The following is a 23,446-nucleotide window of genomic DNA, read 5'->3' as shown; positions in this document are numbered from 1 at the left end:
GTCCTTATTGGGTTTCCAGTTCGCCGAGCAGCGCGTCGATCGCGCTCGCCGCGTCGGTTTCGCCCTGTGCCGCGCAGGCCGCGTCGATCGCCTCCGCGCAGCGTGCGAGCGTGCGGGTGTCGAACAGCGTGCGCAGCGGCAGCGCGAGACCCCAGTGCAGGTTCGCCTGCGCATGGGCCTGTGTCGCGAGCAGCGAGTGGCCGCCGAGCAGGAAGAAATCGTCGTCGCGGCCGATCGCGTCCACATGCAGCACGCGTTGCCAGATCGCCGCGAGCGCGCGCTCCGTGTCGGTCGCGAGTTCGACGGCCGCGGCCGCCTCGCGCACCGGCGCCGGCAACGCATGGCGGTCGCACTTGCCGTTCGGCGTGACCGGCAGCGCGTCGAGCTCGATCAACTGCGACGGCACCATGTACGCGGGCAACTGCGCGCGCAGCGAATCCAGCAGTGCCGCCCGGTCGAGCGAAGCCGCATCGCCGCGTGCGACATAGCCGATCAGCTGCTCGTCGCGCACGATCACGACCGCGTCGTGCACACCCGGCGCCATGCGCAGCAGCGCCTCGATTTCACCGGGTTCGATCCGCTGGCCGCGCAGCTTCACCTGCGTGTCGACACGGCCGAGGTAGTCGAGTGCGCCATCGGCGCGGCGCCGTGCGAGGTCGCCGGTGCGGTACATGCGCGCGCCCGGCACGAACGGATCGGGCACGAAGCGCTCGGCGGTCAGCCCCGGGCGGCCGAGATAGCCGCGCGCGAGGCCCGCGCCCGCCAGATACAGTTCGCCAGTCGCGCCGGCCGGCACCGGCTGCCATGCCGCGTCGAGCACGTGCAGCTGCAGGTTCGCGATCGGATGGCCGATCGGCACCGCGACGGCGCTCGCGTCGTCGGGGCCGCAGGTCCAGTGCGACACGTCGATCGCGGCTTCCGTCGGCCCGTACAGGTTCACGAGCGTCGCGTTCGGCATGAGCCGTGCGACCTTCGCGACGAGTTCGGGCGCGAGCGCTTCGCCGCTCGCGACGATCAGGCGCACGCTGTCGCATTGCGCGGCGGCCGAGAAATCGTCGAGATACGCGGCGAACGCGGCCAGCATCGACGGCACGAAGTGCAGCACCGTCACGCCGTGCGCGTGGATCGCGGCCGCGAGGCGGGCCGGATCGCGGTGGTCGCCGGGCGCGGCGATCGCGAGCTTCGCGCCGATCGCGAGCGGCCACACGAATTCCCATACCGACACGTCGAAGCCGAACGGCGTCTTGTGCAGCACGACGTCGTCGCGCGTGAGCCGGTACGCGTGCTGCATCCACGCGATCCGGTTCGCGAGCGCGCCGTGCGAGTTGCCGGCGCCCTTCGGCTTGCCGGTCGAGCCGGACGTATAGATCAGGTACGCGAGCCGGGCGTCGTCGATGTCGGTGTCGGCCGCGGCTTCGTTCGCTCCATTCGCTTCGCCTGCTTCGTCGGCGAGCAGATCGGCCACCGTCAGCAGCTGCGTCGTCGCGTCGTCGCCGAGCGCGGCCTCGACCTGCTCGCGCAGATGGGCCTGCGTGATCGCGACCGCCGGCCGCGCGTCGCGCAGCAGATACGCGATGCGCTCGGCCGGATAGTCGGGATCGACCGGCAGGTACGCCGCGCCGGCCTTCAGCACGCCGACCAGCGCCGTCACCATGTCGAACGAGCGCTCGACGCACAATGCCACGGGCGTATCGGGCCGCACGCCGCGCCGGCGCAGTGCGGCGGCAACGCGCGTCGTGTTCAGGTCGAGTTCGCGATAGGTCGCGCGTTGCACGGCGCCGTCGGCATCCGCGTATTCGAGCGCGATCGCATCGGGCGTCGCCTGTGCGGCGGCCGCGAATTGCAGATGCAGCGGCTGCCGCTGCGCGTGCGGCCACGTCCGCGCGGTGTCCTGCGCGCGCGCCAGTGCGGCGCGCGCCGCGTCGTCGGCGATCGACAGCGTGCCAAGCAGCGCATCCGGCGTGCGGGCCAGCGCGTCGAGCGCGCATGCGAACGCGCGGTGCCAGGTCTCGACCTGGTGCGCATCGACGCGCGCGGTGTCGTAGCCGTAGTCGATCGTCAGCTCGGTACCGCTCTCGATCACGAGCGTGAGCGCGAAATCGGTCGCTTCGATGCTGCGCACGTCGCTCAGCGCGAGCGCGCGTGGATCGGCGTCGCGCACGGTCTCGTCGACCGGATAGTTCTCGAATACGACCAGCGTGTCGAACAGGGCGCCGCCGGCGCCACGCGCCCAGCGCTGGATATCGGCGAGCGGCGTGTGTGCATGCTCGGCGGCGGCCGCGTTCTCGCGTTGCAGCGCCTGCAGCCAGTCGGCCGCGCGCTGCTGCGGCGCCGGCGCCGTGATCACCGGCAGCGTGTTGATGAAGAGGCCGAGCACCGTGTCGACGTCCGCGAGCGCATCGGGACGGCCCGCGACGGTCGCGCCGAACGCGACGGCCGGATGGTGCGTCATGCGCTGCAGCGCGAGCGCCCACGCGCCCTGCACCAGCGTGTTGACGGTCAGCTTCAGCGCACGCGCCGTTTGTGCGATGCGCGCAGTCGCATCCGCATCGATCGTCGCGCGCCACGTGACCATCTCGGCGTCGGCGCGATCGGCCACGCGTTCGGCGATCAGCGTCGGCGCGTCGAGCCGCGCGAGCCGGTCGGTCCAGAAGCGTTCGTCCGCGGCACGATCGCGGGTGCCGAGCCACGCGATGAAGTCGCGATAGCGCAGCGCCGGGCGGCTCGCGAACGGCGACACCGCATCGGGGTCGCGATAGTCGCGCAGCACGTCCGCGAGCAGCCGCGCGGTGCTCCAGCCGTCGAGCAGCACGTGGTGACGCGTCCAGACGACGCGCCACGCGTCGTCCGTCACGCGGATCAGCGTGAGCCGCATCAACGGCGGCTCGCGCCAGTCGAAGCCGCGGGCGCGGTCGGCCGCGAGCCACGCGTCGAAATCGGCGTCGAGCGTGTCGGCGCGCGTGCGCCAGTCGAGCTGCTCGACCGGCATCTGCGCATGGCGATGCACGCATTGCAGCGGCGCGGCCTCGTCGGGCATCACGCTGGTGCGCAGGATGTCGTGGCGCGCGACCGAGGCGCCGAACGCGGCCGCGAGCCGGTCGGCGTCGAGCGCCGTTGCCGTCGCGACGAGCTGGTTCACATAGCTGGCATGACCGGGCGCGAACAGCGCATGGAACAGGATCCCCTGCTGCATCGGCGACAGCGGATACACGTCGTCGATCGTGCGCCAGTCGAGCGGCGCGCGTTCGATCGCGGCCTGCGTGAGGCCGGCAGCCTGCGCGAGCGGGAAATCGCCCGGCGTCGCGCCGCCGCCGCGATGCGCGACCCGCGACGCGCAGGCATCGGCGAGTTCGCGCAGTGCGGCGGCAAAGCGCGCCGCGAATGCGTCGATCGTCGCGCGCTCGAACTGCGGCGCGCCGTATACCCAGTGAACCTTCAGCGTGCGTGCGCCGTCGCGGTCGGTATCAAGGTATGCATGGATCGCGAGCGTGTTGCCGAGCGGGCCTTGGCGATCGCGCTCGATGCCGGTGCCGCCGAAGCGCGGCACGAGCGTCGCGTCGCGCGGCGCGTCGAACTGGCCGAGATAGTTGAACGTGACGCGCGGACGCGGCACGGCGGCCAGCGCCGCACGCGTCGCCGCATCGCCGTAGTGCGCGAGCACGCCGAAGCCGAGCCCCTTGTGCGGCACCGCGCGCAACGCATCCTTGACCGCGCACAGCGTGTCGCGCGCGGTGGCTTCGACCGGCAGCGTCACCGGATAGTGGCTCGTCAGCCAGCCGATCGTGCGGCTCGCGTCCGCATCGTCGAACAGCGCCTCGCGGCCATGGCCTTCGAGTTCGACGCGGCACGACGCGGCGCCGCCGGCACCGGCCAGCGCCAGCGCGAGCGCCGCGCCCAGCAGTTCGATCGTCTGCGTGCGATACGCGGCGTGGGCGTCGGTCAGCGCGGCGCGGGTCAATGCCGCGTCGATCGTCTGCACGACGACGGCCGCATCGGCGTTCGTCGCCGGTGCGTCGGGATGATCGGGCACGAGGTCGTCGCCTTCGGCCATGCCGGCCCAGTATGCGGTTTCAGCGGCAAACGGCGATCCGGGCTGCGTCGCGGCACGCGCGAGGCGGGCGGCCCATGCGTCCGCGCGCAGGCCCGGCTGCGACAGACGAGCCGGCGCGCCCTCGCATGCGGCGCGATACGCTGCGTCCAGGTCATCGAGCAGGATGCGCCACGACACGCCGTCGACGATCGCATGGTGGATCGCCAGATACAGTTGCGTCGAACCGTCCGGCAGCCGCGCCGCGCACGCGCAGGCGAGCGGCCCGCGGCCAAGGTCGAGGCGGCACTGCAATGCGTCGAAGCGCGCCAGTGCGTCGGCTTCGTCGCGGGCGGCGACTTCGACGAACGGCAGCGCGTCGTACGGCTTCGCCGCATCGCTCGCGTGCCACTTGCCGTCCGCGCCGCGCGCGAAGCGCTGACGGAATGCGTCGTGATGGGTCAGCAACGCATCGAACGCACGCGCGAACGCATCGGCGTCGAACGGGCCGCGCACGTCGAACGCGACCGACTGGTTCCAGTGGCCCGGATGCGGCACGTCGAGCGCGAAGAAGCGCTGCTGCGCGGGCGTCAGGATCGCGTCGGCAGCCGGTGCGGACTGCGCCGGCGCAGGCGTTGTCGTTGCAGCGCCGGCGTCCCCGGTCTTCGCGACACGCGCGAGTTCGGCGACCGTCGGGCCGTCGAACAGCTGCTTCGGCGTGAAGCGCACGCCGCGCTTGCGGGCACGCGCGATCACCTGCAGCACGAGGATCGAGTCGCCGCCGAGTTCGAAGAAGTTGTCGTCGCGACCGACGTGCGGCGCCTTCAGCACCGCTTGCCAGACTTCGGCGAGCGCCGTCTCGACCGGGCCCCGCGGCGCGTCGCCTGAGGCCGTCGCCACCGGCGCGGCCGCCCGTTCGCGCAGCGCCGCGCGATCGATCTTGCCGTTCGCGGTCACCGGCAGGCCGGCGAGCGCGACGAACTGCGCGGGCACCATGTAGTCGGGCAGCGTCGCGCCGAGCGCCGCGCGCACGGCGGCCTCGTCGAATGCCGCGCCGTCGCGCATCACGACGAATGTCGCGAGCCGCAGACGGCCGTCGTGCTCGATCGCGAGCGTTTCAGCCTGCGCGATCGGGCCGGCCGCGCGCACCGCCGCGCTCACCTCACCCGGCTCGACGCGATAGCCGCGAATCTTCACTTGATCGTCGATGCGGCCGAGGAACGCGAGACGGCCGTCCGTGCGCAGACGCACGCGGTCGCCGGTGCGATACAGGCGCGCACCGGGCGTGAACGGATCGGGCACGAAGCGCTCGGCGGTCTGCGCCGGCCGGTTCAGGTAGCCGCGCGCCACGCCCGGCCCGCCCAGATACAGCTCGCCCGTCGCCCCGGCCGGCACGCACGCGCCGAACGCGTCCAGCACCAGCGCGCGCGCATTCGGCAGCGGCACGCCGAGCGGCACGCCGCTCGCCGGATCGCGTGCGTCGGCCGCGATCGACGCGGTGTCGCAGGCAATCGCGCCGACGGTCGCTTCGGTCGGCCCGTAATGGTTGATCACGCGGCAGGCCGGTGCGAGCCCGGCCGCGCGCGCGACGAGCGCCCACGTCAGCGTTTCGCCGCCGGTCACGAGCGCGTGGCGCGGCAGCACGTCGGCCGGCACGCGCGCGTCGAGCAGCGCCTGCAGATGGCTCGGCACGATCTTCAGCACGCCGACGTCGCGGCCGCGCATTTCCTGCGCGAAGAGGTCCGGATCGAACGCGCACGCAGCCGGCAGCAGATGCAGCGTGCGGCCCCCGCACAGTGCGCCGAACAGCGTCGTGTGGCCGAGATCCGCGGCGACGGTCGACACCATCGCGAACGACGCGTCCGGCGCGAACGCGAGTTCGTCGAGCATCCCCTGCACGTAATCGGCCAGTGCGCCGTGCGACACGACGACGCCCTTCGGCGTGCCGGTCGAGCCCGACGTATAGATCAGATAGGCGCCCTGTTCCGGATGCGGTGCGACGCGCACGCCGGCCGCATGGGCAAGCGTCGCGTCCTGCGCGAGCGTGTCGACGTCGAGCGGCTGGGCGTCGATGCCGGCCGGCCACGCGGCCACATCCGCGACGAGCGCGCGGCGTGCGCCGCAATCGGCGGCCGCGGCCGCCAGGCGCGCGGCCGGCTGCGCGGGGTCGAGCAGCACGGCCAGCGCGCCGGCCTTCAGCGCGCCGAGCAGGCCGACGACGAAGCGGGCCGAACGCTCGATGCAGACGATGACGGGCGCTTCGGCCGTCACGCCCTGCAGTTTCAGTGCGTGCGCGATGCGGTTCGACGCGTCGTCGAGTTCGGCGAACGTCAGCGACGCCGACGCATCGGCCAGCGCGACGCGATGCGGATAGGCGGCCGCCTGCCGCGCGAATGCAGCGACGATGTCGGCGTGTTCGATGCTCAGCGCGCGGCCGTCGCGCGGCTGGCGCGTCGCCGGCGACGCGTCGCACGGCAGCGCGGCCGTCGCGCATTGCGGTTCATGGGCGGCGCACGCGAGCAGCGCCGCGTAGCTGTCGAGCCATGCGCGCGCGGTATCGGCGTCGATGCAGTCGGTCGCGTAGGCGGCGACGAGTTCGATCCCGTTCGCGTCGTCGGTGAAGTCCAGCGCGAAGTCGAAGCGCGCGGCGAGATCGGGGCCCGGCGTCGCCACCGCGGTCGCGCCCGGCAGCACGCTGTCGTGCCGCGCATCGAACTGCTGCGCGAATTTCACGCGCAGCCATTCGTCGCCGCGCTTGACGGGCGGCTTCACCGCATCGACGACGCGCTCGAACGGCACGTCCTGGTGCGCGACCGCGTCGAGCGCCGCCGTGCGTGCCGCGTCGACCAGCGCGCGGAACGGCAGCGTCGGCGCCACGCGCACGCGCAGCGCGACCGTATTCAGGAACAGGCCGAGCAGCGCGCGCGTTTCCGGGCGCTGACGATGCGCGACCGGCACCGCGACGACCACGTCCGTCTCGCCGGTCAGGCGCGCCAGCCATGCGTCGAGCGCGGCCAGCAGCACCGTGAAGACGGTGGCCTGCGCGTCGCGCGCAAGACGCCGCACGTCGGCCGCCACCGCGTCGGGCAGGCGGACCGACACGCGTGCGCCCTGCAGCGTGCGCGTCGCGCCCGGCTGGCGGTCGACCGGCAGCGCGAGCGGGCCCGGCACGTCGCGCAATGCGCGGCGCCAGTAGTCGAGCTGACGCTCGCCCTCGCCGCCGGCGAGCATGTCGCGCTGCCAGTCCGCGTAGTCGGCGTACTGGATCGGCAGCGCAGGCAACGACGGCTCGCGGCCTTGCGCGTACGCGCGGTACGCGGCGGACAGCTCGTCGAAGGCGCAGCGCGAGCTCCAGCCGTCGGTGATCGCGTGGTGTGCGGTCAGCAGCAGCCGGTGGCGATCGTCGGCGAGCACGACGAGCGTCGCGCGCAGCAGCGGACCGCGCGACAGATCGAACGGCGCGCCCGCGTCGCGTTCGGCAATGCGGGCGGCTTCCGCGTCGCGTGCCGCCGGCGGTTGCTCGCGCAGGTCGAGCGTCGTGATCGCCACCGGCAGATGTGCATGGATACGCTGCATCACGATGCCGTCGTCGTTGTCGACGAGCGTCGTGCGCCACGCGTCGTGCCGCTCGATCACGTGGTCGAGCGCGCGCTGCAGCGCAGCGCGGTCGAGCGCGCCGTCGATCGTCCAGTGCGCGGCGATGTGATAGGCAGCGCTTGCGTCGCGCGTCTGCGCGAGTACCCAGAAGCGTTGTTGCGCGAGCGATGCCGCGCGATCGACATACGGCACATCGCTATCGGCCGGCGCACGGCGCGCGGCGATCGCGGCCAGCGGTTCGCCCGTTTCGCGTTCCGCGCGATCGACGTGCGCGGCGAGTTCGGCCAGTGACGGATCGGCGAACAGCATGTCGAGCCGCAGGTTCACGCGCAACGCGGCGCGAATCGCGGCCTGCAGTTGCATCGCGGCGAGCGAATCGGCGCCCAGCGCGAAGAAGCGGTCGTCGCGCGACGGCGTCGTGTCGAGGCCGAGCAGCGTCTGCCAGAAGCCGGCAATCTGCGCTTCGGTCGGCGTGCGCGGTGCGTCGCCCGCCTGTTGTTCGGTGTCGCGCGCGGCGGCAATGCGCTCGCGCAGCGCGGCACGGTCGATCTTGCCGTTCAACGTATACGGCAGCGCATCGCAGCGCACGAACCGGTGCGGCTGCCACGCGGCGGGCAACTGCGCGCCCACGTGCGCCTTCAGCGCCGCATCGTCGGCGGCCGCGCGCAGCGCGACGCACGCGATCAGCCGCGTCGGCCCGTTGCCAGTTTCGGCGATCACGGCCGCGTCGGCCACGGCCGGATGCGTGCGCAGGCACGCGGCGATTTCCGCAGGCTCCACGCGCACGCCGCGCACCTGGACCTGGTCGTCGAGACGGCCGAGATAATCGAATGCGCCGTCGGCACGCAGGCGCGCGAGGTCGCCGGTGCGGTACACGCGCGCACCGGGCTCGCCGTGCGCATCGGGAATGAAGCGCTCGGCCGTCAGCGCCGGGCGGCCGTGATAGCCGCGCGCGATGCACACGCCGCCGAGGAGCAGCTCGCCGCCCTCACCCGACTCACCGGCCGCGTCGCCATCGATGCGCGCGACACGCGGACCGATCACGCGGCCGATCGGCAGCGACGCATACGCATCGTCGGCGGCCAGCTCGGGTGTGTCGCCCGGCTCGACGGGCCACAGCATCGGCGAGATCACGGCCTCGGTCGGCCCGTAACCGTTGATCAGGCGCACCGACGGGAAGGTGCGGCGCACGAATTCGAATGCCTGCTGCGGCAGCGCTTCGCCACCGAATGCGAGCACGCGCAGCGCCGGCGGCACGCCGTCGCGCGCGGCGAGCGCCGCGAATTCGCGCAGGTAGGCCGGCGGAAACGCGGCGACGCTCACCGATTCGCGCACCATCAGCGCGTGGGCGGCGTCCGGCGCGAACGGCTGCGGCGGCGCAATCGTCACGCTCGCGCCGACCGCGAGCGGCGCGAGCCAGCATTCGTGCGCGGCGTCGAAATTGACCGACGCGAAATGCAGCAGGCGGTCGCCGCCTTCGATCGGCAGCGCGGCCGCGAGCGCGTCGCAATGCGCGGCGAGCGGCCCGTGCTCGACGACCACCGCCTTCGGCGTGCCGGTCGAGCCCGACGTATAGATCATGTAGGCGGCTGCGCGCGGATGCACCGGCACGTCTTCGTCGTCGGCGAACGCGGCGGCATTCGCGCCGTCATCGGTGGCCGACATCGCGTCGAACGCATGTTCGAACGGCGCGCCGAGCGCCGCGCGGCCCGCCGCATCGACGATCCCGTGACGCAGCTGCGCATCGCGCACGATCCAGTCGAGGCGCGCGGCCGGATGACGCGGATCGAGCGGCACGAACACGCCGCCCGCCTTCAGCACGGCCAGCAGCGCGACGAACAGCTCGCACGAGCGTTCGACGCAGACGCCGACCCGCACTTCCGCGCCGACCCCGGCCGCGCGCAGTTGACGGGCCAGGTGCGACGCACGCGCGTCGAGCGCGCCGCGCGACAGGCGCAGGTCGTTCTGGAAAGGCGCGGCGAGCGCGGGTGCGTCGGGCGCACGGCGCGCCAGTTCGCGAATTCGGTGGTGCAACGCAGTCGGGAAACTCGTCATGTGCGTGAAGTCCTTCGGTCCGGCCGCTTCGGCCAAGTCTCGGGGCCGCAAGGGGCGGCTTCACTGGTGTGACGAACGGCGCGGCTGGTTTTTTACCGTTTTGCGTGCAAAGTCCGAATAGATGCATTTTTTGACGATGCGACTAAATATTTGCGCGGCCCGTTCGTCTATCAGGAAGGAAAGCCGCAACCGGGCCCGGCCCGCGCGCTGCTTTCACGTCAGTCTTGCCGTTTCCGCACGGTTTGCTTGCCCTTCATTTACCGACGTTGCCGATGACAGCCGCCCACGAGCCTTCTTCCCCGCCGTCCCTCGACGCCTCCCCCGGCCGCCCCGCGGCCCGCCTGATCCTCGCGCTGCTGCGCGAAAGCCGCGCGTCGCTCGCGCTGGCGCTCATCGCCTGCGTGCTCAACGGCGTCGCGAGCGTGCTGCTCGTCGCGACGCTGAACCGCGCGCTCGCGCAGCCCGGCGCGGCCGATGCGTCGCTCGCGTGGCGCTTCGCGCTGTGCGCGGTGATCGCGCTCGTCACACGCATCGTGTCGGGCACGCTGTTCGCCCGGCTGTCGCAGGACACGATGGCGCGGCTGCGCGTGCATCTCGCGCGGCGCGTCGGCGCGGCCGAGCTGCGCGACATCGAGCGGATCGGCGCGGCGCCCGTGCAGTCGGTACTGACCGACGACGCGACCAACGTGTCGATGCTGTTCTTCGCGCTGCCGAACCTGGTGATGCACGGCTCGATCGTGTTCGGCTGCCTCGGCTATCTCGCGTGGCTGTCGTGGCCGGTGTGCCTGCTCGCGCTGACCGCGATCATCGCGGGCTCGCTCGGCTATCACACCGGCGATCGCCGCGCGATCGCGTCGCTCGAAGCGGCCGGCCAGGCGCAGGACCGCCTGTTCGGCTATCTCGGCTCGCTGTTCTCCGGCGCGAAGGAGCTGAAGCTGCACGACGCGCGCGCGCGCCAGTTCGTCGACGGCCAGCTCGGCGCCGCGATCGGCGAGGTGCGCGACCACCGTCGCCGCGCGTTCAGCGCGTATGCGGTCGGCGTCGGCTGGATCATCTTCCTGTTCTACGTGTTCCTCGGCGCGGCCGCGTTCTGGCCGCAGCTGGGCGTGCATGCCGATCCCGGGACGGCGGCCGGCTACGTCGTCGTGTTCCTGTTCATGCTGGTGCCGCTCGACGGGCTGCTGAACAACCTGCCGACCGTCAACGCGGCGCGCGTGTCGCTCGGGCGCATCGAAGGCGTGATGGCCGAGTTCGGCGCGCTGCGCACGGTGCCGCCCGCGAGCGACGCGCCCGACGTGCCGCCGGCCGGCGCCGTCACGCTGCGCGGCGTCACGCATGCGTACTTCCACGAGCGCGATGAGCGGATGTTCCGCATCGGGCCGATCGACCTGACGATCCGGCCGGGCGAGCTCGTGTTCATCGTCGGCGGCAACGGCAGCGGCAAGACGACGCTCGCGAAGGTGCTGACCGGGCTCTACGAGCCGGAGGAAGGCACGATCGAGGTCGACGGCCGCACGATCGGCTGGCGCGAGCGCGCCGCGTACCGGCAGCGCTTCAGCGCGGTGTTCAACGACTTCCACCTGTTCGATGCGCTGCTCGGCATCGTCGATCCAGACGATCCGGCGCGTACCCAGGCCGATGCGCGCGCGAACGCGCTGGTCGCGAAGCTCGCGCTCGATCACAAGGTGAAGGTCGTCGATGGCGCGTTCTCGAACCGTGCGCTGTCGACCGGGCAACGCAAGCGGCTCGCGCTCGTCGTCGCGTATCTGGAAGACCGCCCGTTCTACCTGTTCGACGAATGGGCGGCCGACCAGGATCCGTCGTTCAAGGCTGTGTTCTACGAGCAGCTGTTGCCCGAGCTGCGCGCACGCGGCAAGGCCGTGATCGTGATCACGCACGACGACCGCTATTTCGATCTCGCCGATCGGCTGCTGAAGCTCGACAACGGTCAGATCGTCAGCGACACGACGCCCGCGCGTTCACGCGCACAAGCGGGTGTCGATGCGCTGAGTGCGTAAGCATGGTGTGAACACCAGCCGCCTGCGCGCAGCGATTGCGGCGCGCGGGCGGTGTCCGGTTGGAAGGATCGGGAAGGTTTGGAAAATCGGGAAAGGCCACGGGAATGTTGCAGCCCGTTCGGGCAACATGCGGACGGCAACGCAGTTCCCGACCACACCACCCCGCCCGCTCACGACGCGCTGCTACCGTTCAACGCCCGACGGCCGGCAGCTTCAGCATCGTATCGGTCATCACGTCGGCCAGCTTGAGCGCCGACATCGGGCCGCCGAACCCCCAGATATTGCGCTCGATGAGCGCGATCCGATGGTCGCGCAGCGCGGGCACGAAACGCCACACCGGCGAATCGAGTTTCGACGACAGCGGCACGTCCATCCCCGTTGCGGTGACGAACAGCACGGCGAGATCGCGCTGCCGGAGCAAATCGGCGGACGTCACGTAAACCGTGCCTTCCCGCGTCGGCTTCTTCGGCCACGGATCGAGCCCGAGCGCGCGCGCCAGCCCCGCCGACGTGCTGTTGCCCGTATAGGCCCAGTAGCGGTCGGGCAGACCGAGATCCTGCAGCAGTGCGATGCGTTCACCGCTGCGCCCGGCCTCCCTGAGCCGCGCCGCATTGCGGGCGATTCCCGCGTCGAGTTGCGCTTCCACCGCTTTCGCACGCGCGTCGCGCCCGGTGACGGCACCGATCGTGCGGAAGATCTCCCGCATCCAGTCGAGCTGCGTGACGGGCACGCCGTCTTCCGACACGTTCGGGCTGAACTGGAACAGGATCGTCGGCGCGATCCGGTCGAGCGCGGCGAAGATCGGCGCATGCCGGAAGCCGACGCCGATGATGAGATCGGGCTTCACCGCGGCGATCGCCTCGAGCCCCGGCTCCTGGCGTGAACCGATGTCGGTCACGTGCGCGAGCCGGTCGCTCCCGTAGCCGAGCCAGCCCGGATAGAACGCCGTATCGGCCATGCCGACCGGCACGAGGTCGAGCGCGATCACGCTTTCCGCGAACATGAAGTCGAGCGCGACCACGCGTTGCGGCCGTACGGGCATCGTCGCGCTCGCCTGCGATACGACGGGGTTGCCGGCGAGCGAGCGGCCCGCTGGCGACGCCGTGCTGCCCCACCCGCCGTGCGCGTCGTCAGCGAATGCGACGGCCGGTGCAACCAGCGCGCCGCAGCACGCGGCGCCGAGCGCGGCCAACGCGGCGAGCGCATGGCGGCGGCCGGCCCGCGTCACCGGATCGCGTCCTGCCCGGCCAGCGCCGCGTCGTCCATCGTCAATAGCAGGGGGCAGCTTCCACACAGTTGCGTTTCTCCAGGAATTTCATAGCGCAGGCAGCACACGCGGCGTGCGCGAAACGGTGTCGGCAGCAGCGGCGAGCGCGGCACGGCATCGCGCACCGGCAGGCGCAGCGGATTCGGCTCGCCGCGCACGCAGGACGCGCCGAACAGCCAGTCCGCATCACGAACGGGATCCGCCACGCACGGCAGCGACCGGTACGTGTCGAGCAGATAGTCGAGCAGGTTGCCCGCGTTGCTCCACAGCACGCGCGGCGTGACGCGGCCCATTGCCGCGAGCAGGTCGATCACCGCGCCGAGATGCGCGACGAGCCCCGCATAGCGCGACGCGGGCTCGCTGCACGGCGCGCCGAGCGCGGCCGGCGCGAAATACAACGCGGCCGGCATCCCGTCGTCGAGCGCGACGAACGTGCGTTCCGGCGTCATGTCGAGCGGCCGGCCGAGAGTCAGCGCGGCCACCACGCCGGCGGGCGCCGCGCGGCCGAAGTAGTACTTGCTCCATTGCGACATCAGCGCGCGCGCATGCTGCGCCGGATCGCCGCCATAATGGCGCACCATCGCGTCGAGCACCGCGTCGCGATGCGCGGGCAGCGCGCTCACGGGCACGACGATCCGGCCCGGCGCGTGCGTGTCGTCGGGCATCCCGAGCCATACGACGTCGAGATGCTCGGCGAATGGTTCCGGCGCGAACGCGGAAAAGCGCGTGGCGCATGCGCCGTCGAGCGCCGGTGTCATCGCCCCGTGCGCCGGGCGCGGCGCCCCTCGAGGATCAACAGGCCGAGCAGGTACGGCGCACCGATCAGCGCGGTCAGCACGCCAGCCGGCACTTCGCGCGGCGCGACGACCGTGCGGGCCGCCAGATCGGCGAGGCCGAGGATCAGCGCGCCGCAGGCGGCCGCGAGCCACAGCCGCGTGCGATGCCGGCGTGCGCCGAGCATCGTCGCGACGTGCGGCGCCATCAGCCCGATGAAGCCGACCGGCCCGACGGCCGCGACGGCCGCGCAGGCCGCGAGCGTCGCGATCGTCAGCGCGAGCGGCCGCAACGCGGCGACCGGCAGCCCGAGCGCGGCCGCCTGGTCGTCGCCGAGCGCGAGCATGTCGAGCGGCCGCGCGAGCCACGCGAATACGGGGACCGCGAGCACGCACCACGGCAGCAGCATCGACACCTCGCCCCAGCTGCGGCCGTAGGTGCCGCCGACGAGCCAGACGACGAAGCGCGCGGGCTGCACGCTTTCCTGCGTGATCAGCCATTGCGCGAGCGTGGTCCATAGCGCGCCGATCGCGATGCCGGTCAGCGCGACCGCGAGCGGTGCGTAACGATGCCGATGATTCAGCGCGAGCGTGATCGCGAGCGACAGCGCACCGCCGGTCAACGCGGCCGCGGCAAGCGTCACGTGGCCCATCAGCGGCCACGTCGACAACGCGAACAGCGTGACGAGCCCCGCTCCCTGCGTGACGCCGAGCACTTCGGGGCCGGCGAGCGGATTGCGCACGACGCTCTGCATCGCGACGCCGCTCACGGCCAGCAGCGCGCCCGCGAGGAGCGCGCACAGCAGCCGCGGCATGCGCAGGTCGATCAGCATCCGCGCGAGCGCATCGTGGCCCGACAGCGCGGCCAACCAGCGCGCGGGCGACAGCCACTCGGGGCCGGCCGATACGCCGACGAACAGCGCGAGCCCGCTGGCCGCGACGAACAGCACGGTGCGCAGCGGCCAGCCGAGCCCTTCGAGCCAGCCGACCACGCGCGTCGAGCCGCTGCCGGCCGCGCGTTCGGCTTGCGCATGCAGCACGCCCGACCACGCGGCGCCGCGCCGGATCATCGCGAGCATCAGCGGCGTGCCGACGAGCGCGATCGCGACACCTGTCGACAGCGTCGCGTCGAGGCCCGACGCGAGCACCGCGCTGTCGGTGACCAGCACGAGCGCACCGCCCGCGAGCGCCGACAACGGCACCAGCACGCCGAGCCGCGCGGCGCGGGCCCCGCGCACCTGGCGCAGCAGGTTCGGCGCGACGAGCCCGACATACGACAGCGGGCCCGCGATGCTGACCGCGACGCTCGTGAACGCGACCGCGACGATCGTCGCGGCGAGCCGCGTCGCATCGACACGCACGCCGGCCGCGGCCGCCGCCTCGTCGCCGAGCGCGAGCGGATTCAGCGGCCGGATCACGAACGGCAGCGCAAGCAGCGGCACGACGAGCCAGCGCGCGGCGAGCGCGAGCCCGGTCGCGCCCGGTTGATAGAGACTGCCGTTGGTCCACAGCGCGGCGCCCGCGATGTTCTGCTCGAAGAACGCGAGCACGAGCGTCGACAGCGCCGCGAACAGCAGCATGCAGACGCTGCCCGCGAGCACGAGCCGCAACGGCGTCGCGCGCCAGCCGCCGGCCGCGACGATCGCGCATGCGGCGGCGATTAGCCCGCAGACGAACAGCAGCGGCACCGATGCGACCCCGGCGAGCGCCGGCACCAGCATCGCCGCGAGCAGGCCGAGCTGCGCGCCGCCCGTCACGCCGAGCAGGTCGGGCGACGCGAGCGGGTTGCGCGTGAGCGACTGGAACAGCGCGCCCGCGATGCCCAGACAGCCGCCCGCGACGAGCGCGGCCGCGACGCGCGGCAGGTTGAGATCGAACAGGAACACGCCCGCGAGCGCGGCGGCGTCGCTGCCCGGCACGGCGTTCCACCACACGCGCAGGTCCGGCGCGACGCGCAGCACCGCCAGCATGGCGATCAGCACGACGAGGCCGAGCGCGATCGCACCGGCGCGGCGGCCGGATACCGTGCGCTGCCCGCTCGCCGCGAGCCGCTGGCGCCCCGCGACCGTCGTCATACGGCGATATCCCGGTCGACCGCGTGCTCGAACGCGTGCGCGGTGTCGGATGCCGGCGGCCCGTAGGCCGGCACGCACATCGGCGCGCCCGTCTGCGGATGCGCGAGCTTCAGCATGTCGACGCCGAACGCGGCGCGCAGCTGCGCCGGCTCCAGCATCGCGTCGGGCGACCCCTGCGCGACGAGTCGGCCGGCCCGCATCAGCACGATCTCGTCGCTGTACGCAGCCGCCTGGTTTAGGTCGTGCAGGACCCACACGATCGTCAGCCCGCGCGCGCGGTTCAGCGCGCGCAGCGCGTCGAGGATGTCGAGCTGGTGATGGATGTCGAGATAGGTCGTCGGCTCGTCGAGCAGCACGATCGGCGCCTGCTGCGCGAGCGCCATCGCGATCCACGCACGCTGGCGCTCGCCGCCCGACAGCGCGCCGACGTCACGCTCGGCATCGCCGGCGAGGCCGCTCGTGTCGAGCGCCTCGTCGATCGCCGCATGGTCGGCACGCGACAGCCCGCGCAGGAAGCCGCCATACGCGTAGCGGCCGTACGCGACGAGCTCGCGCACGGTCAGCCCCGAAGGAATCTGGTTGAACTGCGCGAGCATCGTGAGCTCGCGCGCGAGCGCGCGACGGCGAAACGACGCGAGCGGCCTGCCGTTCACGTCGACGTGGCCCGCGCGTGCCGGCTGCAGGCCCGCGAGCGTACGCAGCAGCGTGCTCTTGCCGCAGCCGTTCGGGCCGCACAGCGCCGTCACGCGGCCGGCCGCGATCGACAGGTCCAGCCCGTCGATCACGACATGGTCGCGATAACCCACCGTCAATCCGCGCGCGGCAAGCGCGGCGGTACTACGCGTCATCGGTCCTCCGTTCGGTCGCGCGCGGGACCGTGTAGCTCTGCGCCATCGCCACGACCACCTTGCGCGGCCCGTCGAACGGGTCGCGCGCATGCGCGCTCAGCATGTTGTCGAGCATCAGCACGTCGCCCGTGCGCCACGGGAACACGATGCGCTGGCGCTCGAGCACGCCGCGGATTTCCGCGAGCGCGTCGGCTTCCAGCGGCGCGCCGTCGCCGTAGTACACGTTGCGCGGCACGTTCTCGAGCCCGACCGCATCGACGAGCGCTTCCTGCATGTCGTCGTCGAGCGCGGACAGGTGAAACAGGTTCGCCTGGTTGAACCACACGCGGTCGCCGGTGCGCGGATGGCGCGCGACGGCCTGGCAGCGTTCGCGCGTGCGCAGCAGCAGTTCGCCGTCGTCGTCGGTGCGCCACGTGCATTCAATCCCGCGCGCCGCGCACATCCGCTCGACCTCGGCCGGCTCGTCGGTGCCGAACGACTGCTGCCACGGCAGGTCGAGCCCCTGGCCGAAATTGCGCACGTACAGCAGCTCGCGCTGCTCGAAGCGCGCGACGAGCGCCGGATCGAGCGCGCGATAGACGGCGCGGCTGTCGGCAATCGGCGTCGCCCCGCCCTTCGGCGCCGCGAGCGCGCAATGGAACCAGATCCGCAGCGGCCACTCGCGCGTGTACGACTGCTCGTTGTGCAGCGGAATCGCGCGGTGCGGCGGGTATTCGGTCGACGTGTAGACGGCGCCTTCGACCTGGCTGCGCGGCGTCGACGCATATTCATAGCCGATCAGCGGATCGCCGAACGATGCCGCGAACTGCTGGAACGCATCGATCGACGGCACGTGAAAGCCGGTGAACAGCACACCGCCCGCCCGTTCGAGCGTGTCGGCCGCGATGGCACGCGCCAGCGGCGCGACTTCGTCGATCGACATGCCGTCGGCGCTGCGCGGCGACACGACAGTGGGCAGCCCCGGCTCGATACGCAGGTCGTCGAGCGTCGGCAACGAAAGCAGGGTCATGCAACGTCCTCTTCAGGTGGCGCGCCGCCAAGCGCGGCGCAACGGGTCACGACGCGCGCGTCGCACGCTCGCCGTCCATCGCGCGGCGCAGGCTCGCGGGGCGCATGTCGGTCCAGACCGTCTCGATGTGCGCGAGGCAGTCGGCCTTCGGGCCGCGCACGCCGACCTCGCGCCAGCCGGCCGGCACGGGCCGGAACGTCGGCCAGATCGAATACTGTTCTTCGTCGTTGATGACGACCGTGTAGACCAGGTCGTCGGTGTCGGCGGAAGGCGTCGTGGCTTGCGTCATGATCGGAAAAAAGCGGGAGACGGTTGAAGGAAGCGAAGCGGCGGACTGTCGAATCGGCCGCTCCTGTCTTGAAGACGATTGGCCGGCGCGATTTTTTACCGGCGCCGCGCGCGACCGCCGAGAAACACCGGACACGCGACCCCGCGATGGCACGCGTCGAGACACTCCGCGCAGTGGCGCTCCGCGTCGCGCACCATGAAATGCACCAGCGTCTGCGACACGTTTAGCGCGCGCGCCGCGGTCTGCAGCGTCTCCTCGCGCAGCCGCACCATCTCGAACGCCGCGCGGCTGCGCGCCGGCAGGTCGTCGAGCGCGGCCCACACGCGGCGCAGCGTGTCGCGCGTCATCAGCGCGGCCTCGGGCGTCGGTTCCGGCGACGGCACGTCGAAGCCGTCGTCCTCTTCCGTGTGATAGACGTTCTCGAGGCTTTGCCGGCGGCACGCGTCGATCGATGCATTGCGCACCATCCGCGTCACGTACGCGACCGGCTGGCGCACCGCGTCCTGGTTCGGGAATTCGACGAGCTTCACGAATACGTCGTGGACGACGTCCTCGGCGCGGCTCGCGCAGCCGACGAAGCCGCGCGCTACGTTGACGAGCATCGCGCGATGGGCAATCAGCACGTCGAGCAGCGCGCCCTGCGCACGCGGTTCCTTGGCACGACGCGCACGCGGCGCGGGGCGCGACGGCAGGTCCGGATAACTGCCGAGGAACGGGTTCGCCGCTGCCGCTGCCGGGCGTTCGAGCACTTCCGCCATTGCCATCGATCTGCTCCGTCGAATTCCGAGATAAGGCAATTTAACGTAAACGCAAATCATTCTCAATGCGATTACCGAATGCCCCTTTCGGTTGTCGGGATTTGTCTGATCAATCGTGGGAATCGGTGCTTTGGAGGATGGGCCGGAGCCATGGAGGCTGCGGCATTCAGATAGCTTTCGACTTGAAAGGAAAGACGCCCAATGCCAAAAACGGCCCGAATTCTTGCTGCGAGCGTCTCTGCGGCGGGTTCACGGTTCGCTCACCCGCACCGCGGCGCCCGCATGGTGCCGGCGCAAGTTTTCATCATTCTAACGACGAGCATACGGCCGCCATTTGTCGTCGCAGCCTTATTACCCGCGAAATTTTGGGGTCGTACGACCGACGTGCCGATTCAAAGCGCGTGCCGGCCATCGCGGACGCGCATCCGCACGTCAGTAGATGAACAACCGGATCGTTGCGGTCGCATCGAATCGCCCGATCTTCGGCGGACCGAACGATTTCAGCACCGCGTCCATCAACACGCTTTGATTCATCACGTTGGACGCGAACTGCGCCAGCGTGAACTGCTGATTGAACGGAATGGCCTTGCCCTGGCTGTCCTCGATGCCGATACCGAAATTGCTGTCCTTCGCCGGCACCAGCAAGCCGTTCTGCACCGGAAAGCTCGTTTCGAAATACCCGTCGACCCGCACCGCGACGTTGCATTTCTTGGTCAATGACAACGAGAACCGCTTGCGCGGCACTGCCGGCATGAAGCCGTTACCCGCCGCCTGCACCTGCCCGAAGTTGACGACGCCCGGTTCGGGTGTGACGAGCACGTCGACGAAACACGGTGTCGGCTTCAAGTTGCGCAGGCCGCTCAGCCGGTACTGGAAGCTCGGGCTGTACGCATTGAGCCCGAACTCGCCGTCGAACTGGAAGACCGTGTAGATGTCGCTCGGTGGCTGGACCCAGTTGCCCTTCTTGCGCACGACGACCTGATAGTCGATGCTGATGCGGGTCTGCTGGCACCGCCCGCGGTCGAAATCGTACCGGCTGCACGGCGGCACCGAATAGCCGGTAAACACGCCGCCGCCGCGATTGCTCGTCTTGTCGAAATAGTCGATGCCCCGGTAGCGGATGCCGATCTCGAGCCCCCACGCGGCCGGGTCCGTGCGATTCGGGTTCGCGTAGAAATAGATGTTGTCGACGACTTTCAGGCTGCCCGCGTCACCGAGATCCTTGTAGCAATACCCCGTCGTTGTGCGCACCGGCGAGACCCAGATCACGTAGCCATCCGGCGCGTCGGTCGGATACGACGCCACGCCGCCGATCGGCTCGGTCAGCGAGGTCGCGCCGCTGTTGGTCAGGCACCGCAACGCCCACGCGGGCTGCGCCGCCGCAACGAACAACGCGAGCACGATCCAGCGCAACCATGCCGCCGGCATGTGCCGTTCACGCATTGCGCTACTCATCGCTTCACGCTCTTGCAAGCCCCCGCGTCACACGCATATTCGACGGCCACCTGGCCGCCGTAATCGTCGATATGCGTGATGAACAGCGTCGATGGCGTTGTGGCCTTGAACGGCACGTCGGCCGTGCTCATCGGGTCCACCATCACGGGCTCGATCGGCACCGGCGTCTTCTGCGCGCCCGCCGTCACGTCGACCACCGTCACGTGGTACGGCGTCGGATTGTCGAACACGAGCCGGTGCGCGGCCGCGTCGACGCGCAGCGTCATCGGCAGCGTCCAGTCCTCGTCACGTGCGGGCTGCACGCCCTTCGGCCGGTAGAACAGCTTCATCTGCGTATGCAGCGCGATCTGCAGCGTGTTCGGCGTATCGGTCTTCGGCGGCACTTCGCGGATGTTCAGATAGAACACCGATTCGCGATCGGCCGGCAGCGCGGCCCCGGGCAGCTTCGCGATGCGCAGCACGTTACGCTCGTTCGCCTCGACGCGCTGCAGCGGCGGCACGACCATCAGCGGCGACGTAATCTTGTTGCCGCGCGTGTCCTCGAGCCACGACTGCACGAGATACGGATACGTCGTGCTCTTGTTGGTGATCGTGACGATCGCGGCCGGTTCGCCTTCGTTGAAGATCACGCGCGTGCGGTCCGGCACGATCGCCGCGTGCGCGGCGCCTGCGAGCAGCGCGCTGGCCGCGGTCAGCATGCACGCCGCGCGGCGCGGGAAGGAAAGAGAGAAAACAGGGTTCATGCGGGATCCGTGAAATCATCGGTCGACCCGTGCGGCCGCTGCATGCGACTCGCCGGGCGGCTGGCACGTCACCGGAATCGGCGTGCCTTCGAGTTGAAGCTGGTTCGGCAGTGCATTCACCGCGCACAGCGTGCGTTCGCCTGCCCGCACCACCAGCGCGGATTTCGGCTGCACCTGGGTCAGGAACGCGGCGCCGGCTTCGCCGACGATGCCGAGCTCCTTGCCGTTCGCCGCGTCCTGCACGGATGCGCCGAACGGCAGCGGCTTGCCGGCCGCATCGGTCAGCGTCAGGTACAGGTTGCTGCCGCGCGCGGCGGAAAACTTCACGAAACCGATCGCACCGTCGGTCAGCACCATGCGCTGGATCGGGTTCGACACCTGCACCTCGAGCGGCAGCTTCTCGACGTTGACGGTCGCGTCGTACACGTTGTACGGCGAGATCCCGTCGAGCACCGCATAGCCGCGCGAGTCGGTATGCGTGAGCGTGCCGGACAGCGGCACGTCGGGCACGCCATCGGTCGATACCAGCAGCCGCGTATCGCCCGCGTTGCCGTTCGCATGCGCGGACACGCCGTACTGCGTCGCGACGAGCGAGCCGTCGACTTCGAGCGACGCGGCCGCATACGCGTTGGCGAGCGTCGACGCCTGCGCGCTCAGCTGGTAAGTCGACGTTCGCTGGCGGAAGCTCGCGTTCGCCGACGCGCGGCCGTCGGTCGCGCCCGCGTTGATCTGGTACGTGCGGCCGGCCGGATCGTCGTAGATGTAGCCCGCGTTCGCGCTCGTGCTGCCGCTGCCCGTCGTCAGGTTCGACGTGACGGTGTGGCGGCCGCCCAGCGGCAGCGTCGCGGTCACCGAGAACTGGTTGCCGCTCGCGCCCGCGCTTTGCGTGCGGAACGCCGACACGCTGACGTTCAGGTTGCGCAGTGCGCCGATCGAAAATGCGCGCGTGAGCGTGAGGCCGACGCGCTGCTCCGACGCGCGGGCCCAGTAGGTCGTCTGGTCGTACGAGAAATAGGTCGACGTGTCGCCGAAGCGCTTGGACATCGTCGCCGAGTAGCGTTGCTTGCTGTTGGCGAGGCCGTATGCGGTCGGGTCGCCCGAGAACTGCGCGAAGTTGGTGTACTCGCGTTCGGAGAAGCGATAGCCGAAGAAGCGCACGTCCGCGTCGAGCCCGTCGAAGTGCTTCGAATAATTGATGCGATACGAGTTGCCGTTGCGCGTCGCGCCGTTCCACCACAGGTGCGCACGCGCATGCGTGACATCGGCCGATACCGCGCCGAACGTGCCGAAATCGCGGCCGACGCCCAGTGCGATCGACGTATAGCCCGACGCGGCGATGAAGCCGCCGTACAGCGTGACGTCGAACGGCAACCCATACGCGACTTCACCGAACCCGAAGAACGGCGTGATGCCGGCGCCGCCGAACTGCCGCGGCTTGCCGATGGCGGCCTTGTAGCGCAGCTGTCCGGTACGGGCGAGGAACGGCACCGCGGCTGTCGTCACCTGGAAGCGCTGCACGCTGCCGTCTTCCTCATCGACCGTGACGTCGAGCGTGCCCTGCACGCTCGTGTTGATGTTCTGCAGCGCGAACGCGCCCGGCGACACGCGCGTCACGTACAGCACGCGGCCCGCCTGCGACACGGTCACGGTCGCGTTGGTGCGCGCGACGCCCGAGATCAGCGGCGCATAGCCGCGCAGCGAAGGCGGCAGCATGCGATCGTCGCTGCGGATCGACGCGCCCGTCAGCGCGAACGTGTCGAAAATGTCCGAGCTCAGGTAGTCGTCGCCGAACGTCACCGTCGACTGGATCGACGGCAGCGCGCGAAACGCGTAAAGCCGGCTGAAGCGGAACGTGCGGTCCGCATACGCCGTATTGCCCACGTTCGACTGCGCCTGGTAGTCGCCGCGAAAGCGCCATGCATCCCAGTTCGCGCCGATCGTTCCGTAGGCCTGGATCGAATTCGTCTGTCCGCCGCCCGAACCGAAGTTGCGGTTCGTGTTCGCGATCACGCGATAGTCGAGCATCGCGCCCGCAATCCCGTCGGACCAGCTCGACGGCGGCAGGTAGGTCGAATCGGTGAATTCGAGCGCGGCCTGCGGAATCGTGATCTTCAGCCGTCCGTCGCTCTTCAGGTAACGCACGGTCGCACCCTCGATCGCGCCGAGATCGACGCAACGTCCGCCCTGCAAGCGCGGCAGGTCCTTCGCGAGCGACGGTTTCAGCCCGAACCGCGCGACGAGTTCCGGCGGCAGGCACGGCTTGCCCGCGCCGGATGCGTCGAGCGCGATGAACTGAATCGCCTGCAGCCCGTAGAACAGGTCGTTGACCTGCACGTCGAGCATGTACTCGCCCGGCAGCGTGAAGTCGGGCTGCGAGAACTGAGACAGGTCGACATTGCTCGTGCCGTCGATGTCGAGGAACGACGAATTGAATTCCGTCGCATGGCTCGGGCTGCCGACGACCAGCACGGAGACGCAAAGGAAGGAATGTCTGATTCGCACGCGGCGCTACCGGAAATCCGGGGAAGTAGA

General features: G+C 70.6%; 12 protein-coding genes. 1 reads left to right on the top strand and 11 read right to left on the bottom strand.

Features of this window, described 5'->3' with window-relative positions:
* Positions 1-4: 4 nt before the first annotated feature.
* On the bottom strand, positions 5-9,679 hold the full coding sequence (locus tag ACP26O_RS08220; RefSeq protein ID WP_175665175.1) for a non-ribosomal peptide synthetase: 9,675 nt from the start codon (positions 9,677-9,679) through the stop codon (positions 5-7).
* 272 nt (positions 9,680-9,951) lie between these two features.
* Between ACP26O_RS08220 and ACP26O_RS08215 the strand changes: the two genes are divergently transcribed.
* Positions 9,952-11,697, top strand: a complete 1,746-nt coding sequence (locus tag ACP26O_RS08215; protein ID WP_175665174.1) for a cyclic peptide export ABC transporter — start codon at positions 9,952-9,954, stop codon at positions 11,695-11,697.
* Positions 11,698-11,887: 190 nt separating this feature from the next.
* On the opposite strand, the gene ACP26O_RS08210 is transcribed toward ACP26O_RS08215, so the two are convergent.
* From ACP26O_RS08210 to ACP26O_RS08165, 10 genes are all read right to left on the bottom strand, one after another.
* Positions 11,888-12,925, bottom strand: coding sequence for an ABC transporter substrate-binding protein (locus ACP26O_RS08210; RefSeq protein WP_175665173.1), 1,038 nt, complete (start codon positions 12,923-12,925; stop codon positions 11,888-11,890).
* The gene (gene fhuF, locus ACP26O_RS08205; protein WP_175665172.1) at positions 12,922-13,722 is read right to left on the bottom strand and encodes a siderophore-iron reductase FhuF; all 801 of its coding nucleotides are present in this window, start codon (positions 13,720-13,722) and stop codon (positions 12,922-12,924) included. The genes ACP26O_RS08210 and fhuF overlap by 4 nt, the downstream gene beginning before the upstream one ends.
* Positions 13,719-15,812, bottom strand: coding sequence for a Fe(3+)-hydroxamate ABC transporter permease FhuB (gene fhuB / locus ACP26O_RS08200; RefSeq protein WP_175665171.1), 2,094 nt, complete (start codon positions 15,810-15,812; stop codon positions 13,719-13,721). The genes fhuF and fhuB overlap by 4 nt, the downstream gene beginning before the upstream one ends.
* Complete coding sequence (locus ACP26O_RS08195) at positions 15,809-16,660, bottom strand: ABC transporter ATP-binding protein (protein WP_175665170.1); 852 nt, start codon at positions 16,658-16,660, stop codon at positions 15,809-15,811. The genes fhuB and ACP26O_RS08195 overlap by 4 nt, the downstream gene beginning before the upstream one ends.
* The gene (locus ACP26O_RS08190) at positions 16,650-17,669 is read right to left on the bottom strand and encodes a TauD/TfdA family dioxygenase (protein WP_175665169.1); all 1,020 of its coding nucleotides are present in this window, start codon (positions 17,667-17,669) and stop codon (positions 16,650-16,652) included. Before ACP26O_RS08190 ends, ACP26O_RS08195 begins: the two co-directional genes overlap by 11 nt.
* Positions 17,670-17,715: 46 nt before the next feature.
* The gene (locus ACP26O_RS08185; protein ID WP_006753776.1) at positions 17,716-17,958 is read right to left on the bottom strand and encodes an MbtH family protein; all 243 of its coding nucleotides are present in this window, start codon (positions 17,956-17,958) and stop codon (positions 17,716-17,718) included.
* A 95-nt stretch (positions 17,959-18,053) separates the two neighbouring features.
* Positions 18,054-18,722 carry an RNA polymerase factor sigma-70 gene (locus tag ACP26O_RS08180; RefSeq protein WP_175665168.1) on the bottom strand — a complete coding sequence of 223 codons (669 nt, stop codon included), beginning with the start codon at positions 18,720-18,722 and terminating at the stop codon, positions 18,054-18,056.
* A gap of 426 nt (positions 18,723-19,148) precedes the next feature.
* Positions 19,149-20,171, bottom strand: coding sequence for a fimbrial protein (locus ACP26O_RS08175; RefSeq protein WP_175665167.1), 1,023 nt, complete (start codon positions 20,169-20,171; stop codon positions 19,149-19,151).
* Positions 20,168-20,914: a fimbrial biogenesis chaperone gene (locus ACP26O_RS08170; RefSeq protein WP_175665166.1), complete on the bottom strand. Its 747-nt coding sequence runs from the start codon at positions 20,912-20,914 to the stop codon at positions 20,168-20,170. The genes ACP26O_RS08175 and ACP26O_RS08170 overlap by 4 nt, the downstream gene beginning before the upstream one ends.
* 15 nt (positions 20,915-20,929) lie before the next feature.
* Positions 20,930-23,383 carry a fimbria/pilus outer membrane usher protein gene (locus ACP26O_RS08165; RefSeq protein ID WP_175665246.1) on the bottom strand — a complete coding sequence of 818 codons (2,454 nt, stop codon included), beginning with the start codon at positions 23,381-23,383 and terminating at the stop codon, positions 20,930-20,932.
* Positions 23,384-23,446: the final 63 nt, after the last annotated feature.

Origin of the sequence: Burkholderia sp. R-40 (genome assembly GCF_049942845.1) — a bacterium.
In the GTDB taxonomy this organism is placed as follows: Bacteria; Pseudomonadota; Gammaproteobacteria; order Burkholderiales; family Burkholderiaceae; genus Burkholderia; species Burkholderia ambifaria.
Note: the sequence above shows the minus strand (reverse complement) of the source record. Positions and strands in the feature narration are given on the sequence as shown.

Coding starts and splice junctions, on each gene's coding strand:
- ACP26O_RS08220 (WP_175665175.1), bottom strand. CDS start 9,679: ATGACGAGTTTCCCGACTGCGTTGCACCACCGAATTCGCGAACTGGCG.
- ACP26O_RS08215 (WP_175665174.1), top strand. CDS start 9,952: ATGACAGCCGCCCACGAGCCTTCTTCCCCGCCGTCCCTCGACGCCTCC.
- fhuF (WP_175665172.1), bottom strand. CDS start 13,722: ATGACACCGGCGCTCGACGGCGCATGCGCCACGCGCTTTTCCGCGTTC.
- fhuB (WP_175665171.1), bottom strand. CDS start 15,812: ATGACGACGGTCGCGGGGCGCCAGCGGCTCGCGGCGAGCGGGCAGCGC.
- ACP26O_RS08195 (WP_175665170.1), bottom strand. CDS start 16,660: ATGACGCGTAGTACCGCCGCGCTTGCCGCGCGCGGATTGACGGTGGGT.
- ACP26O_RS08190 (WP_175665169.1), bottom strand. CDS start 17,669: ATGACCCTGCTTTCGTTGCCGACGCTCGACGACCTGCGTATCGAGCCG.
- ACP26O_RS08185 (WP_006753776.1), bottom strand. CDS start 17,958: ATGACGCAAGCCACGACGCCTTCCGCCGACACCGACGACCTGGTCTAC.
- ACP26O_RS08180 (WP_175665168.1), bottom strand. CDS start 18,722: ATGGCAATGGCGGAAGTGCTCGAACGCCCGGCAGCGGCAGCGGCGAAC.
- ACP26O_RS08175 (WP_175665167.1), bottom strand. CDS start 20,171: ATGAGTAGCGCAATGCGTGAACGGCACATGCCGGCGGCATGGTTGCGC.
- ACP26O_RS08170 (WP_175665166.1), bottom strand. CDS start 20,914: ATGAACCCTGTTTTCTCTCTTTCCTTCCCGCGCCGCGCGGCGTGCATG.